The organism is Pseudomonadota bacterium (genome assembly GCA_027620075.1).
Lineage (GTDB): Bacteria > Pseudomonadota > Alphaproteobacteria > Rickettsiales > UBA6187 > 1-14-0-20-39-49.
The window spans coordinates 469,694-483,560 of the sequence record JAQCEY010000002.1 but is presented as its reverse complement, the minus strand read 5'-3'; the positions used below and the strand labels follow the sequence as shown (position 1 = coordinate 483,560).

General features: G+C 39.8%; 17 protein-coding genes. 14 read left to right on the top strand and 3 right to left on the bottom strand.

The window, feature by feature from the left end; all coding sequences use genetic code 11:
• Positions 1 to 111: 111 nt before the first annotated feature.
• The gene (locus O2942_05390) at positions 112 to 912 is read left to right on the top strand and encodes a 3-deoxy-manno-octulosonate cytidylyltransferase (GenBank protein ID MDA0781683.1); all 801 of its coding nucleotides are present in this window, start codon (positions 112 to 114) and stop codon (positions 910 to 912) included.
• Between the two features lie 88 nt (positions 913 to 1,000).
• Positions 1,001 to 1,621, top strand: coding sequence for a histidine phosphatase family protein (locus O2942_05385; protein MDA0781682.1), 621 nt, complete (start codon positions 1,001 to 1,003; stop codon positions 1,619 to 1,621).
• A gap of 21 nt (positions 1,622 to 1,642) precedes the next feature.
• Here O2942_05385 and O2942_05380 read toward each other — a convergent pair whose 3' ends face one another.
• The gene (locus O2942_05380) at positions 1,643 to 2,317 is read right to left on the bottom strand and encodes a hypothetical protein (protein ID MDA0781681.1); all 675 of its coding nucleotides are present in this window, start codon (positions 2,315 to 2,317) and stop codon (positions 1,643 to 1,645) included.
• Positions 2,318 to 2,506: 189 nt separating this feature from the next.
• Here O2942_05380 and O2942_05375 point away from each other — a divergent pair, with 189 nt between their 5' ends.
• The 9 genes from O2942_05375 (at position 2,507) to O2942_05335 (ending at position 7,724) form a co-directional block, all read left to right on the top strand.
• Positions 2,507 to 3,256, top strand: coding sequence for a DsbA family protein (locus O2942_05375; GenBank protein ID MDA0781680.1), 750 nt, complete (start codon positions 2,507 to 2,509; stop codon positions 3,254 to 3,256).
• Between the two features lie 102 nt (positions 3,257 to 3,358).
• Positions 3,359 to 3,649, top strand: coding sequence for an AtpZ/AtpI family protein (locus tag O2942_05370; GenBank protein MDA0781679.1), 291 nt, complete (start codon positions 3,359 to 3,361; stop codon positions 3,647 to 3,649).
• Between the two features lie 2 nt (positions 3,650 to 3,651).
• Positions 3,652 to 4,389, top strand: a complete 738-nt coding sequence (locus O2942_05365) for a F0F1 ATP synthase subunit A (protein MDA0781678.1) — start codon at positions 3,652 to 3,654, stop codon at positions 4,387 to 4,389.
• Positions 4,390 to 4,534: 145 nt separating this feature from the next.
• Positions 4,535 to 4,762 carry a F0F1 ATP synthase subunit C gene (locus O2942_05360; GenBank protein ID MDA0781677.1) on the top strand — a complete coding sequence of 76 codons (228 nt, stop codon included), beginning with the start codon at positions 4,535 to 4,537 and terminating at the stop codon, positions 4,760 to 4,762.
• Between the two features lie 79 nt (positions 4,763 to 4,841).
• The gene (locus O2942_05355) at positions 4,842 to 5,324 is read left to right on the top strand and encodes a hypothetical protein (GenBank protein MDA0781676.1); all 483 of its coding nucleotides are present in this window, start codon (positions 4,842 to 4,844) and stop codon (positions 5,322 to 5,324) included.
• 23 nt (positions 5,325 to 5,347) lie between these two features.
• Positions 5,348 to 5,830 carry a F0F1 ATP synthase subunit B gene (locus tag O2942_05350; protein MDA0781675.1) on the top strand — a complete coding sequence of 161 codons (483 nt, stop codon included), beginning with the start codon at positions 5,348 to 5,350 and terminating at the stop codon, positions 5,828 to 5,830.
• Positions 5,831 to 5,885: 55 nt separating this feature from the next.
• Positions 5,886 to 6,830 carry a hypothetical protein gene (locus O2942_05345; protein MDA0781674.1) on the top strand — a complete coding sequence of 315 codons (945 nt, stop codon included), beginning with the start codon at positions 5,886 to 5,888 and terminating at the stop codon, positions 6,828 to 6,830.
• A gap of 47 nt (positions 6,831 to 6,877) precedes the next feature.
• Positions 6,878 to 7,102, top strand: coding sequence for a hypothetical protein (locus O2942_05340; protein MDA0781673.1), 225 nt, complete (start codon positions 6,878 to 6,880; stop codon positions 7,100 to 7,102).
• 7 nt (positions 7,103 to 7,109) lie between these two features.
• On the top strand, positions 7,110 to 7,724 hold the full coding sequence (locus O2942_05335; GenBank protein ID MDA0781672.1) for a demethoxyubiquinone hydroxylase family protein: 615 nt from the start codon (positions 7,110 to 7,112) through the stop codon (positions 7,722 to 7,724).
• 7 nt (positions 7,725 to 7,731) lie between these two features.
• On the opposite strand, the gene O2942_05330 is transcribed toward O2942_05335, so the two are convergent.
• Positions 7,732 to 9,045, bottom strand: coding sequence for a M48 family metalloprotease (locus O2942_05330; GenBank protein ID MDA0781671.1), 1,314 nt, complete (start codon positions 9,043 to 9,045; stop codon positions 7,732 to 7,734).
• A 79-nt stretch (positions 9,046 to 9,124) separates the two neighbouring features.
• On the opposite strand from O2942_05330, the gene O2942_05325 reads away from it, so the two are divergent.
• The 3 genes from O2942_05325 to prfA all read left to right on the top strand — a co-directional run bounded on the left by O2942_05325 (position 9,125) and on the right by prfA (position 12,335).
• On the top strand, positions 9,125 to 9,952 hold the full coding sequence (locus tag O2942_05325; protein ID MDA0781670.1) for a 3'-5' exonuclease: 828 nt from the start codon (positions 9,125 to 9,127) through the stop codon (positions 9,950 to 9,952).
• Between the two features lie 74 nt (positions 9,953 to 10,026).
• The gene (gene hisS, locus O2942_05320; GenBank protein ID MDA0781669.1) at positions 10,027 to 11,271 is read left to right on the top strand and encodes a histidine--tRNA ligase; all 1,245 of its coding nucleotides are present in this window, start codon (positions 10,027 to 10,029) and stop codon (positions 11,269 to 11,271) included.
• On the top strand, positions 11,271 to 12,335 hold the full coding sequence (gene prfA / locus O2942_05315) for a peptide chain release factor 1 (protein ID MDA0781668.1): 1,065 nt from the start codon (positions 11,271 to 11,273) through the stop codon (positions 12,333 to 12,335). The genes hisS and prfA overlap by 1 nt, the downstream gene beginning before the upstream one ends.
• Here the strand turns inward: prfA and O2942_05310 are convergent.
• Positions 12,332 to 13,837 carry an aldehyde dehydrogenase family protein gene (locus tag O2942_05310; protein MDA0781667.1) on the bottom strand — a complete coding sequence of 502 codons (1,506 nt, stop codon included), beginning with the start codon at positions 13,835 to 13,837 and terminating at the stop codon, positions 12,332 to 12,334. The two genes, prfA and O2942_05310, sit on opposite strands and share 4 nt — an antisense overlap.
• Between the last annotated feature and the right edge of the window lie 30 nt (positions 13,838 to 13,867).

Here is a 13,867-nt window from a genome sequence, read left to right as displayed (position 1 = left end):
ACTACTTGTTTGTCGAACACTCCCTTGCTATAAATGCAAATTTCATGTCGCAAAAAGCCCGAAAAAGTTATATTACATCTTTACGTTATTAATTCCATAAGATTATAAAAAATGAAAAAATTAGCTATTATTATTCCTGCAAGATACGGCTCATCAAGATTTGAGGGCAAGCCGTTGGCACAGATTGCAGGTAAATCAATGCTGCAACGTGTTCATGAAATAGCAAAAAGTGCTATAGAAAAAATAGGGCAGGGTGAGGTTTTTGTTGCAACGGAAGATGACAGGATAAAACTCCATGCCGAATCTATCGGTGCAAAAAGCGTTATGACACCCGATAGCTGCAAAACAGGTTCTGACCGAGCTTTGTCGGCCTGTAAAAATATCGGCTATACGCCGGACATAGTTATAAATCTACAAGGTGATGCACCACTCACTCCGGTATCTTTTGTTGAGGCAATGGCTAAACAATTGCTTGAGGACGATTCCGCCGATGTTGTAACTCCCGTAGTGCAGCTATCGTGGGAAGCACTTGATGTTTTGCGGGAATCTAAAAAAACAACGCCTTTTAGCGGTACTACGGCAATAGTAAATAAAGACGGCAATGCGTTGTGGTTCTCGAAAAATATAATTCCTGCTATCCGTAATGAACCGCAACTTCGTGCAGAAGGAGAGCTTTCGCCGATACTCAAGCATGTGGGGCTGTACGGTTACAAATACGATGCTTTAAAAAGATTTGTAAGCTTGCCCGAAGGTATCTATGAAAAACTTGAGGGGCTTGAGCAGTTAAGAATGATAGAATCAGGTATTAACATTAAGGCGGTACGTGTCGAATACGGCTCTATACCCCCGATAGGTGTGGATACTCCCGAAGACGCTAAACGGGTTGAGGAGATATTAAAACAACTCGGATAAATTGTAGTGATTATAACAGGTGATTTTATTGTTGGCTGTGATAGTTGTTTTTGCTAATATCCCGTAAGTATAAAATGAGATACGGAAAATGACCGGATTATTGATAGCAAGGCACGGCAACACATTTGATAAGGGCGATGTTTTATTAAGGGTCGGCAAGAGGACTGATATTCCTTTATCCGTAAGCGGTAAGGAGCAGGCTTTGACGCTTGGAAAGTTCCTTTTGCATGAAGGCTTGGAAATCGATGAGGTTTTCTCATCAAATCTTAAGCGTACCAAAGATACTGCAAAGATAGCTTTAGAGAATATGGGCAGAAGTGATATCGGTATAATGCCGATGGATATCTTTGATGAAATTGACTACGGCTTAGATGAAGGCAAGCCCGAAGACGAGGTGGTAGCAAGAATCGGTCGGGAAAATATAACAAAATGGGACGAACAGGCAATAGCCCCCGAAGGCTGGATAGTAGATGTTGATAAAATAAAAGATAACTGGAAAGAGTTCGCAGACTCCATAAAAGACAGTAATAAGAATATACTGGTGGTTACAAGTAACGGTATAGCACGTTTTGCACCATACATATTAAATAACCCCGATGAATTTATTTCTTCTAATAACATAAAGCTATCTACGGGGGCGGTTTCCTGTTTTTTATATAAAAACGGTAACTGGGAAGTTGAATACTGGAATAAAAAGCCTGCATTTTAATATGATGTAATACAAGGATTATCAGCTTCTTCCTTGTTCAATGTCGTTATTGCTTTGCCTTCTTGCAAGCTCGTTGCCGACATGTGAGCCTTGCTCCTCGGTTTGTCCGTCTTGATGACGTTTGTTGAGAATATTCCGTGCTGCATTAATTGCTTTAGGTGTGAATTCTATCGTCGATGCACCTGCTTGCGATAATATGGCAAAAATACCTGTTGTTTTATCGGAAGCCGCTGTTGAGGCTATGCCGAGAATTACAGCTCCCGTTCTTAATCCTTTAGCGGTCAGGTTGGCTTTTGTCCTGCTTTCCTCGTTTTGAAAAGGGTTTTCTAATCCTAACGATACGGCAAGGAATAATATTCCGGCACCTTTTAAGGACTTGCTTATAGCAGGGCTTGCACCCGTATGTTCGGCCGCCGCACCTGACGCTGCCAGAATCATTCCTCCGATTTTGGCTGCCATTCCTGCTCTTTCCCGCCATGCCGGATTATTATTTACGGCAGGTTGTTCCTCCGCCTCCGAATGACCTGCGGATATTTGTGATTCTATATCGGGATTGTTAACGGGTGATTGAGTTGCCGCATCAGCCGGTATCGGTAAGGGAGGGAGTGTTGTAGGGTTATTTTCCGTACTTACGGATTTGGTTAGTTTTGAACGTACCGCAGATGTAGTACCGTAATCGTTCTTTTCGTTAGTCATAATTTTTTATTATCTATTTTTACCTATCAAATTATAAGTCTCCTTTGTAAAGATTTTCTTAAAAAATTAAAAAATATCAAAATATCTAATGTTTGCGTAATATATAACAAAAAAACTTTTTACAATATACAAGACAGGGGGTATATTTATTACTAAAGGATTTTAAAGGATATTGAGAGGAGTCTGATTTTGAAAAAATTAATAACATTATTTGCGGTTGTTTTATTTTCATTTAATTCATTTGCGATAGCACAAACCGAGGTTGTCGGCAGTGATGCGGAAAAGCCGCTTGAGGAAAATCTAACGGTCGAGCAAGTGCTTGAAGTTACGGAAAACGATATTTTTCTGGGTGATGAAAATGCTCCCGTAACTATAGTAGAATATGCTTCGATGTCATGTCCGCATTGCGCTCAATTCCATAACGATACGTTTGATGACCTTAAAGCGAAATATATAGATACCGGTAAGGTTAAGTTCGTATTCAGGGATTTTCCGCTAGATGAGCCTGCCTTAAGGGGGGCTATGCTTTCAAGATGTGCCGGAAAAGAAGGCTCGGAAAGTTATTTAAAATACTTAAAAGTTCTGTTTAGCACCCAACAAAACTGGGCTTCTAAGAAAAACTACGTTGAAGTTTTGTCTAACATTGCAAAATTAGGCGGTATGAAAGGTGAGGAATTTGAAGCATGTATGGCAGATAAAGATGTTGAAACCCGTATCATGACCGGCAAGTATTATGCCGCTAAGTTCCTTGAAATACGTTCTACTCCGTCATTTTATATAAACGGCGTTTTACACAGAGGGGCGCAGAATATGAAATATCTGTCTGAGGCAATTGACGGGATTTTAAAAGGCGTTAATGCCGAAATTTCCGTTGAAGGTGAAGAAAAGACAGAGGGAGCAGCCGAGGAAACAGCGGAAGAAGGTGTTTCCGAGGAGTAATTAATCCACAGCAAATTGCCGTTTCAAGTACATTTTAAACTTGACATAAACGGCTTATATCCATAAATTGCGTTCAAACTATATATTATAGGGTTGTCCGATATGAGTGACGAAGAAGATTTGCCTTCATTGCAGGAATTGGATAAATCTATAAAAGAGGCAAAGAAAAGAGCCGAAGGCGGTGATTCACAAGCGAATAAATCAGGCAGTGCTTTTCGTACAAGCATAGATCTGGTTGCAGGAGTTGTCGTTGGCTCGGTTGCCGGCTACTATATTGATAAGTGGCTTGGTACTCTGCCTGTGTTTTTTATAGTTTGTTTTTTCTTAGGGGTAGCAGGAAGTGCTCTTAATATTTATAGGTCAATTCAACGAGATAATAATAAAGATAGCTAGTTATGTCTGAAGGTCAAAGCCCGTTAGAGCAGTTTAAAATAAAATATTATACGGATGTGCCGGAAATTTTCGGTGCTAATCTGAACTTCTCAAATTCATCCATGTTTATGGTATTTGTGATAACAGCGGTTTCACTATTCCTTATTTTGAGCATGAAAAGAAGGGAGTTAGTACCCGGTCGCTGGCAAAGTATGGCAGAGTTAAGCTATGAGCTTGTCGCAAATATGATTAAAGATAATGTAGGGAATGAAGGTAAGCCTTATTTTCCTATTATATTCTCGCTATTTATGTTCGTGCTGTTTTGTAACCTGTTCGGAATGCTGCCTTATAGCTTTACCGTAACTAGCCATATATCGATCACATTCGCCCTTGCATCACTGGTATTTATCGGTGTTACCGTTATAGCTATTGTAAAACATGGCGTTAAGTTTTTCGGGTTCTTCCTTCCGGCAGGAACTCCATGGTGGATGGCTCCTCTTATGTATTTTATAGAATTATTTGCATATCTTGCACGTCCTGTGAGCCTATCTATTCGTTTAGCGGCTAACATGATGGCAGGACACACTATGCTTAAGGTAATAGCAGGATTTGTTGTAAGTCTGGGGATAACCCTTGGTTGGGCTCCGCTTGCGATGTTGGTTGTTTTAACCGGCTTTGAGATTTTTGTTGCGGTATTACAGGCGTATATATTTACGGTTCTGACTTGTGTTTACTTAAATGATGCTCTGCATCTGCACTAGACCGACCGCTTAAAAGGAATATTATTAATTCTGTTTTATCTTAATATAAGAATATTGGCGGGGAAGATGCCGAGAACTCATATAAGAAAAAAGTAGTTTTAGTAATTGTTTTTAACTTAAAATTTAATATTAAAGGATTTTTATTATGGAAGGTGAAGCTTTAAAATATATCGGTGTAGGATTAACAGGTTTTGCGATGCTTGGTGCGGCTATCGGAGTGGGTAACATTTTTGCCGCTATGTTAAACGGTATAGCACGTAACCCTTCTGCGGAGCCTAAGTTGGCTAAGTATGTATATGTTGGTGCCGGTCTTGCAGAGGCAATGGGGCTTTTCGCCCTTGTATTAGCATTTATCATGCTATTTGTATCGTAAGTAATAAATATTAAGTACACTAGTGCTGTTCGTTAAGGGCGGCATTAGTGTATTAACTAAACATAATATCGGATTAATTATGCCACAGTTAGAATTTGCAACATTCGCTTCCCAAATATTCTGGTTAGCAACTACATTTGTTATTTTGTGGATTATAATGTCAAGGTCGGCCATACCTACAATAAGGGAAGTGTTGCAAAACCGTCAGACCCGTATCTCGGAAGACTTGAGAAAGGCTGAAAAACTAAAAGAAGAGGCGGAGTCCGCCGAGGCTGATTTTACATCGGTTATAGTCAATGCAAGAAGCAAGGCAAGCACAATGCTTTCTAAGGTAAGAGATCAGGCAGGTGAAGAAGCTGAAAGACGCAATGCCAAGCTTGATGAAACGTTCGCAAGACAAGCAAGAGAGTCCGAACATCGTATTGAAGTAATAAAAAAAGAAGCTATAGAACAAATGACTCCGGTTACAATAGAGGTAACTCAGGAGATATTAAAAAAGCTGATAAATGTTAAAGTTGATAAGGCTAAGGTTGAAAAAGCAATCCAAGCCGTAAGCGAGTAGTAATAAAAAAAGAGAGATTAATTATGTTCTATGATCCTACATTTTGGGTGGCCGTTTCATTCGTTGTATTTGTTGCATTAGTTTATAAGCCCGTCGGAAACCTGATAGTAGACGCACTTGATAAAAGGTCTTTAAGGATAAAAAACGAACTTGGTGAAGCATTGCGTTTAAAAGAAGAGGCTCAGGCTTTGCTTGCTTCATATCAAAGAAAACAGAAAGAAATGGCAGAAGAGGCGGAAAGCATAGTTGCCGAAGCTGAAGCAGAGGCTAAGAGAATAGCCAAGGAAGCTGAAAAAGAACTTGATATCACACTTAACAAAAGGGTTGAGCTGGCAATGCAGAAAATTGCGGCTTATGAAGCTTCTATAGTTCAGCAGGTTAAGGATAACTCGGTTGATATAGCTATAAGCACTGTTCGTGCTATGGTTATGGACACCTTAAACAAAGAAGCAAGCGAGGAGTTAATCGGGCATGCAATATCAGGTATAGGTAAAAAGCTGCATTAATTAATTGAGCATAGATACTATGCCGATAGTGAAAAATATAAGTTGGTAGCAGGCAATGGGTAGATATAACTTATTGCCTGTTTTTTTTATCATATCATTTTTAATTACCGAAAAATCAATCTGTGCGGCATGGACACAGGCAAAAGGCGAAGGACAACTCATACTTAATGTGTCTGGCTATAAATCAAATAAATATTATGACCACGACTCACGGCTGCAAAATTCAGACATTGATTTTCAAAAATTAGAGGTAAATCCGTTCTTTGAATTAGGTATAACCGATAACCTGACAGTCGGTTTGAACCAGACACTACAATACTGGAATTTTGATAATTCTGCGTCCGGCAGCATAAATAATATAAGGCAATGCGACCTCAGCGATAGCTTAAATAGCGGGTTGATTGACAGTTCCAATCTCAATGTATTTATGACTGATGCTGAGATATTTGCCAGAATGCAAATATATTCAAATGATAATTTTGTTATTTCGCTGCAACCTTTAGTAAAATCCCCATGCCTATTATTTGTTAACGGATATATGCAGATACCCAAAAATAATATTGATTATGAAATAAGGGCTTTGGTGGGGTGGGGTTTTAAATGGGATCCCGATATAGATATCGGTTTTTTAAAAATACCTTTTGCCGGACAGAACCACTTTATAAACTTTGAGACTGCATACAGGAAAAGATCACCAAGATTTGCCGATCAGCTAAAATTTGACGCAACGGCAGGATTCCGATATCAAAAAGACCTACTAATACTGGCACAGATGTTTTCAACCTTCAGTGCTTTTAATAAGAATGTGGAAGCCGATAGTTTTAACGGCATGAATACGGTAATATATGAAGATGACTATTATAGCGTTAAAGCACAGATTTCTTTAGTGCAGCAAATGACAAAAGATACATCCGTACAATTGGGTATGTTCCATGAAGTAGCGGGAGAAAATGCAGGTCGGGGAACGGGAATGCTTCTATCTTTGTGGTATAGTTTTTAAGGACATTATATAATGACAAATAAGGCGGTTTATGTTATAGTTCCCGCATGAAAGAGATTATTTTATTCCTTACTCCTTTAATGCATTCCTTGTCGGTTCAAGATATTATAAAACCGAAAGAGTATGAATTAGAAGAAAATATGAGGCTTGCAAAAGAGGCCGTTAAAAGCTCTCCTTATATTGATATGGCATCTTATAGTATAAGTGCCATTGTTGTCTTCACGCTTCTTGTGATAGCGGTCTTGTTCCTTATTATGTTTTTGAAGCGTTAATGCCGATATGTTGTTAGTAAAAAGTTACGCTAAATTAGCTAAGCACTTTATGACCAAATTCTCTAAAGAGCAATTAACTATAGCACGTATTTTAAAGGTAAACCACGCAGGTGAATATGGTGCTATACGCATATATACAGGGCAACTAAAATTAGCTAAAATTTTGTATAAGGATTTAGCCCTTTTTTTGGAAGAAACACTACAGCATGAGATTAAACATTGTAATAGCTTTGAAAGCTATATGCCTTGCCGAAAAACTCGTCCTTGTGGCATGATTAAATTTTGGGGAATTGGTGGATATTTATTAGGTACTATTACTGCATTGATGGGGCGTAATAGTATTATGGTCTGTACTGCAGCTGTTGAGAGTGCTGTTCATATTCATTTGAATGAGCAGATTGATTATCTTCGAGGCAAGGATAACGAGCTTCAAAATCTTATAAAAAAAATACGCGTAGAGGAGTTACAGCATTTAAAGTATGCGGAAGATCGTTTGAGTATGCAGGGATGGATTCCTAAAATGCTATACCAGATAATTGTATTTTTTACAAATACAATTATCTGGTTATCAACTTGGGGTGATGTAACTAGGATGAAGAATGATATAATAGAAGCCAAATAAAAAAGCGTTAATCCTTTTCTATATAAGATAACAAATCATTTGCACGTAACTGGGACGGCGAGCCTTCTTTTAAATGCTTCTTGGCAAGATTGATAAATTTGCGTACCTCGCTTTTATCATCGGATAAATAGGCTTCTTCGGCAAGAGCCAGATTTGACATTCCGAAATCACCGCTTCTGCCGTAAGCAATAGCCAGTTGATGCCACGCAAAAGAATTACGCTGCTCCTCTAATACCGCCTGCCTAAGGTTGAGTATCGCTTTTTTTAGGTATTTTTCATCTTCAGTGGATATCTGAGCCGTAGCTAGAATAATTTTCAACAATACTGAATTGGGCAACAGGTCGGCAGCTTTCTGATAATACGGAACCGATTCATTTACACTGCCGTTTTCAAATAATATCTGTCCTTTAAGTTCATTGAAGAACGGGTTATCGGGAGCTACTTCAAGTAGTGCGTCTATCTCTTTTATGGATTCCGTTATATTCGGTACTTTATATTGGGCAATTGCCCGTCCATAATGAGCATTGATGCTATCATCCGTTTTAGGGTATTTTTTAAGAGTCTTTTCATAAGGCTCTAAGAACGCATTTAATTTTACTATAGCCCGTTGAAATTTTCGGTTCTCTTCCTGTGTTCCCGTATAGCCTTTATGTTTTGAGTTTTTTAGATGGTTTTCAACGTGCGATATCCTCTCTCTGCTCAAGGGGTGGGTAAGGGTATAAGGGTTAAGTTCATCGTATATCTGGTTTTCTTTGCTATACAGAAGCTCTAAAAGCTCAAGAAGCCCGCCTGATGATTTGCCTATTTTATCAAGATATGAAAGTGCAGCCTGATCGGCAGCCTCCTCATGTGTTCTGGAATGTTTTAAAAGCTGCCTTTGGGCGACATGACCCGCACCTTGTGCAATGGCAACTCCGGCTTGTGGAGAGCCTGCCGCAGCGGCCGCCAGACCAAGCATATAACCTAAAGTGGCTTTAAGCGATGTGGCTTTATATTCCTCGGTAGTTCTAAGTAGATGACCGCCTGCTATATGCCCGGTTTCGTGAGCAATTACTCCTGTTAATATGCTTGGGTTTTCGGATATTCCCAAGAGTCCGGTATTTATATAAATATTACTGCCGCCCGATACATATGCATTTATTTGCGGGTCGTTTATAATATATATATTGATTGAATCATGCGATAATCCGGCAGCTTCAAATATCGGTTCGGAGATATCACGAAGTACATTTTCAATTTCCGCATCACGTATAATAGTAACAGCATAGGCACTCTGGCATAAAAACGTGATTATAAGGATTATCTGCGAAAATATCTTCATTATATTTGTTTATATGTTACTAATCGTTTTATTATAAAGATTACACCAATTACGTTTAACCAACAACCAAAACTATATTATGCATCAAACTTTATTCGTATTCGATATTGAAACTATTCCTGATACCGAAGCTGCCTATAACCTTACGGGTACAACCAAAACTGATGAAGCGGCTTTAAGAGAGGAGCTGGAAAACTATCATCTTGAAATAACCGATGGCAAAAATGCTTTCTTAAGGCAACCGTTCCATAAAGTTGTGGCTATAAGTTTTTTGGTGGCACAGATAGACAGGTCTTCAGACGGCGAGCAATACCATTTAACAGAACTGCGTTCAGGTGGAGAAGAAGGTGCTACGGAAAAAGAGCTAATCGAAGGGTGTTTTAGCTATTTAAGCAAAATAAAGCCGAGATTTGTAAGTTTTAACGGCAAGACTTTCGATATACCGGTAATGAAATACAGAGCTATGAAATATGGGATAGCTGTGCCTTGGTATTATAATTCGGGTGATAAATGGAACAGCTATTCTTCAAGATATAGTCTTGACTGGCACTGCGACCTGATAGACGGATTGTCGGATTTCGGTGCATCTGCAAGAATAAAGCTGAATGAAGTTTGTGCCATACTGGGCTTTCCCGGAAAGTTCGGTGTAGATGGGGGGAAGGTTTCCCAAATGTTCGATAACGGAGAAATAAAAGCGATAAGGGATTATTGTGAAACAGACGTGTTGAACACATATCTTGTCTATTTAAGATATATGCAGCATAGAGGGGAGTTATCAAAGAAGAATTATAATAAAGCAATAGATGACGTTTTGATGCTTATTGAAAATGAAGGGGATAAAAGGACGCATCTAAAAGAATTTCATGATGCGTGGAAAGATTCCTGTAGCGGTGTGTTCGGTATATAATGCGTTACTAATGATTTGCATTTATTAAGTGACATATGTATAAATGCTCAATAAAAATTTTATATTATAAAATTATGAGTCATAAATTACAGCCCGTAAGAGGAACTAAAGATATCCTGAGCGATGAGTTCAGGGTATTTAGCCATGTGCAAAATACCGCAAGAAAGGTCAGTTCCCTGTATGGCTTTAAGGAAATATCTACGCCTATTTTTGAATTTACGGAAGTTTTTGCCAAAACCCTCGGTGAAGAATCCGATGTTGTCGGCAAGGAAATGTATATTTTTGAAGACAGGGGAGGGGAGAGCATAACTTTGCGTCCTGAATTTACGGCAGGTATCGCAAGAGCTTTCATATCGGGCGGTTTAACTAATCAATTGCCTTTGAAGCTGTTTTCTACCGGTCCGCTTTTTAGGTATGAGCGTCCGCAAAAAGGCAGGCAGCGTCAGTTCCACCAGATAAATTTCGAGATGCTTGGCGTTGCCGACTATACGTCCGACGTTGAGGTTATATCAATGGCAGCTCATATTTTAGAAGCACTTGGCGTATCCGATAAAATAAAATTAGAGATAAATTCGCTTGGTGATAAAGAATCACGTGAGAAATACCGTGATGCTCTGGTTGACTACTTAAATGATTATAAGAATGAACTTTCGGACGATTCAAAGATACGTCTGGAGAAAAACCCTATGCGTATTTTGGATTCAAAAGATGAAGGTGATAAGAAGATAGTGGAAAATGCTCCTTCAATTTCAGAATATTATAGCAATGAGGCAGCGGAATTTTTCGCTAATGTTAAAAGCGGACTTGAAAGTCCGGGTGTAAATTATAGCGTAAATAGCCGTTTGGTAAGGGGGCTTGATTATTATTGTCATACTGCCTTTGAATTTACAACCGATGCTTTGGGTTCTCAAAACGCAGTCCTTGCAGGTGGAAGATATGACGGGCTTATTTCAATGATGGGCGGGGCGGATACTCCGGCGGTGGGTTTTGCAGGAGGAGTTGAGCGTCTGGTTGCCTTATTCGGTAAAGAAATTCCCGATATAAGACCCGTAGTGCTTATACCTATCGGTGAAAACGCTGAAAAGCAGGCTGCTTTATTAGCTGGAGTTTTACGAAAAGAAGGAATATATATCGAACTTGGATATTCCGGCAATGTAAAAAAACGTATGAAGAGAGCTAACGGTATGAACGCTAAGGCGGCTGTTATTTTTGGTGATGACGAAATTAAAAATAAGGTTGCCAAGGTAAAAGACTTTGATAGCGGTGAGGAAGTGGATATATCGGTGGATAAATTGGTGGATAAGGTTAGGGCTATATAATGGAATTCAAAGAAAAATTAGAAAATATAATAAAACAACATCAGGAACTCGAGAAGAAGATAGCAGACCCTTCCTCTATGAACCAGCAGGAATTTGTAAAGCTTTCCAAAGAATATTCCGATAGGGGGCATGTAGTCGAGCTTGCTAAAGAATATATACTGGCTTTTCAAGAGCAGGAAGATTTGAAAGAGATGCTGGAAGACCCTGAAATGCATGATATGGCAGAAGAAGAACTTTATAATATAAGAAAGAAGCTGCCTAAACTTGAAAAGCAGATAAAAATTGCATTGCTACCCAAAGATAAGGCGGATAGTAAAAACGCTATTTTGGAAATAAGGGCAGGAACAGGAGGGGAGGAAGCTGCGTTATTTGCCGGGAATCTGTTCCGTATGTATCAGCGTTATTCTGAAAAACGTGGCTGGAAAATGGAAATATTGTCAATGTCCGAAACGGGTATAGGTGGTGTAAAAGAAGCTTCTGCAAATATTATAGGTAAAGATGTATTCGCACGTATGAAGTTTGAATCAGGAGTGCATAGGGTGCAACGTGTTCCTGAAACCGAAACAAGCGGAAGGGTGCATACGTCTGCCGCAACGGTAGCAGTGTTGCCTGAAGCCGAAGAGGTAGATGTCAAGATAGAAGAAAAAGACTTGCGTATAGACGTTTTCAGAGCAAGCGGTCCGGGCGGACAGTCGGTAAATACGACAGATAGTGCCGTGCGTATTACTCATATTCCTACCGGTATAGTCGTTTCACAGCAAGATGAGAAATCGCAGCATAAGAACCGAGCTAAAGCTATGAAAGTCTTGATGGCAAGAATATATGATGCCGAGCGTGCTAAAGCCGATGCTGCGAGAGCGGCTGACAGAAAAAGTCAAGTAGGCACGGGTGACCGTTCCGAAAGAATAAGAACATATAACTATCCGCAAGGCAGGGTTTCCGACCACCGTATCAACCTTACATTATATAAGATACATGAAATTGTTGAAGGTGGTGAACTAGATGAAGTAATTGACGCACTGATATCCGAAGATCAGGCGGAAAGACTTTCATCAGCCGTTTAACCGAACTTAATACCCTGAGCCAGTTGAGGGGCTTTTTCTCCGTAATAAGTTGTGCTGGTCTGACGACGCATATAGGATTTCCATGAGTCTGAACCCGATTCACGCCCGCCTCCGGTTTCTTTTTCGCCTCCGAATGCTCCGCCTATCTCCGCACCTGAAGTGCCTATATTTACATTGGCAATCCCGCAATCGCTATATTGTTTGAAAATCTCAGCTTCACGTAAATCATTAGTGAATATTGCAGATGATAAACCTTGCGGTACATCATTTTGCATTTTTATTGCACCGCACAAATCGTCATAAGGCATTACATATAAAATGGGGGCGAATGTCTCTTTCTTAACAATGTCTTCCTGTTCTTTTATCATGACAAGTGCCGGCTCTACGTAATATGCATCGGGGAACTTTTTCTCTAATATCCTTTTGCCTCCGACAATTTTAGCGTCTTTATAATTACGCACGATATTCAGGCTGTTTTGCATATTATTAAATGATTCTTCATCAATTAACGGTCCTATGAGAGTGCCGTCTTTTAAAGGATTGCCTACTTTTTTCGGCAATCCTGAATAGGCAACCCTTAATTTCTCAAAGAATTTGTTATATATATCGTGATGGACAAACACACGCCTTGTTGATGTGCAACGCTGACCTGCCGTACCTACCGCACCAAATAAAATTGACGGCAATGCTACATCAAAATCAGCGGAGGGAGTAACTATAACCGCATTATTGCCGCCTAATTCCAAGATTGATTTACCCATTCTTGATGCAACATGTTGACCTACAACCCTGCCCATTGAGCAACTGCCTGTGGCACTTATAAGCGGTATGCGACTGTCATTTACTATCTGTTCCCCGATATTGGCAAAACCTAGCACTACTTGCGATATATCCTGATGTTCTTCCATGCCTGATTTTTTGAGAGCATTTTGGAAAACGGATTGACAGGCAAGGGCGGTAAGAGGGGTTTTTTCAGATGGCTTCCAGATAACCGAGTCACCGCAGATAATTGCAATCGCAGTATTCCAAGCCCATACGGCAACGGGGAAATTAAACGCACTGATGATTCCAACAGGACCAAGGGGAAGCCAGTTTTCATGCATAACGTGCATCGGGCGTTCTGACGGAAGAGTAAGCCCGCCTATCTGACGTGAAAGACCAACGGCAAAATCACAGATATCTATCATTTCCTGAACTTCACCCAGACCTTCCTGTAATATCTTTCCGCACTCCATAGTAACCAGTTCTGCTAGATTCTCCTTGTTTTCCCTTAGCTCGTTACCGAAGCATCTGATAATCTCCCCACGTTTTGGAGCAGGCACATCACGCCATTTTTCAAATGCAGCTACAGACTTTGCTATTTTTTCATCGGCGGTTTGATGGTGGTCGGCATGGATACTTGCAAGATGGCTTCCGTCAATAGGCGAATATACTTCTATATCACGCCCCTTAAAGTCATCTAGTTTTACACCTAATTCTTTTAAAGTTTTTTTAACGCTCATTTTGCCCCCAAAGATATTCGTATCTTAATC

Bases quoted from the DNA above. Each gene is read 5' to 3' on its own strand.
- O2942_05360 (MDA0781677.1), top strand. From the start codon at position 4,535: ATGGAAGGTGAAGCTTTAAAATATATCGGTGTAGGATTAACAGGTTTT.
- O2942_05385 (MDA0781682.1), top strand. From the start codon at position 1,001: ATGACCGGATTATTGATAGCAAGGCACGGCAACACATTTGATAAGGGC.
- hisS (MDA0781669.1), top strand. From the start codon at position 10,027: ATGAGTCATAAATTACAGCCCGTAAGAGGAACTAAAGATATCCTGAGC.
- O2942_05390 (MDA0781683.1), top strand. From the start codon at position 112: ATGAAAAAATTAGCTATTATTATTCCTGCAAGATACGGCTCATCAAGA.
- O2942_05355 (MDA0781676.1), top strand. From the start codon at position 4,842: ATGCCACAGTTAGAATTTGCAACATTCGCTTCCCAAATATTCTGGTTA.
- O2942_05310 (MDA0781667.1), bottom strand. From the start codon at position 13,837: ATGAGCGTTAAAAAAACTTTAAAAGAATTAGGTGTAAAACTAGATGAC.
- O2942_05350 (MDA0781675.1), top strand. From the start codon at position 5,348: ATGTTCTATGATCCTACATTTTGGGTGGCCGTTTCATTCGTTGTATTT.
- O2942_05330 (MDA0781671.1), bottom strand. From the start codon at position 9,045: ATGAAGATATTTTCGCAGATAATCCTTATAATCACGTTTTTATGCCAG.
- O2942_05380 (MDA0781681.1), bottom strand. From the start codon at position 2,317: ATGACTAACGAAAAGAACGATTACGGTACTACATCTGCGGTACGTTCA.
- O2942_05340 (MDA0781673.1), top strand. From the start codon at position 6,878: ATGAAAGAGATTATTTTATTCCTTACTCCTTTAATGCATTCCTTGTCG.
- O2942_05325 (MDA0781670.1), top strand. From the start codon at position 9,125: ATGCATCAAACTTTATTCGTATTCGATATTGAAACTATTCCTGATACC.
- O2942_05365 (MDA0781678.1), top strand. From the start codon at position 3,652: ATGTCTGAAGGTCAAAGCCCGTTAGAGCAGTTTAAAATAAAATATTAT.
- O2942_05345 (MDA0781674.1), top strand. From the start codon at position 5,886: ATGGGTAGATATAACTTATTGCCTGTTTTTTTTATCATATCATTTTTA.
- O2942_05335 (MDA0781672.1), top strand. From the start codon at position 7,110: ATGTTGTTAGTAAAAAGTTACGCTAAATTAGCTAAGCACTTTATGACC.
- O2942_05370 (MDA0781679.1), top strand. From the start codon at position 3,359: ATGAGTGACGAAGAAGATTTGCCTTCATTGCAGGAATTGGATAAATCT.
- prfA (MDA0781668.1), top strand. From the start codon at position 11,271: ATGGAATTCAAAGAAAAATTAGAAAATATAATAAAACAACATCAGGAA.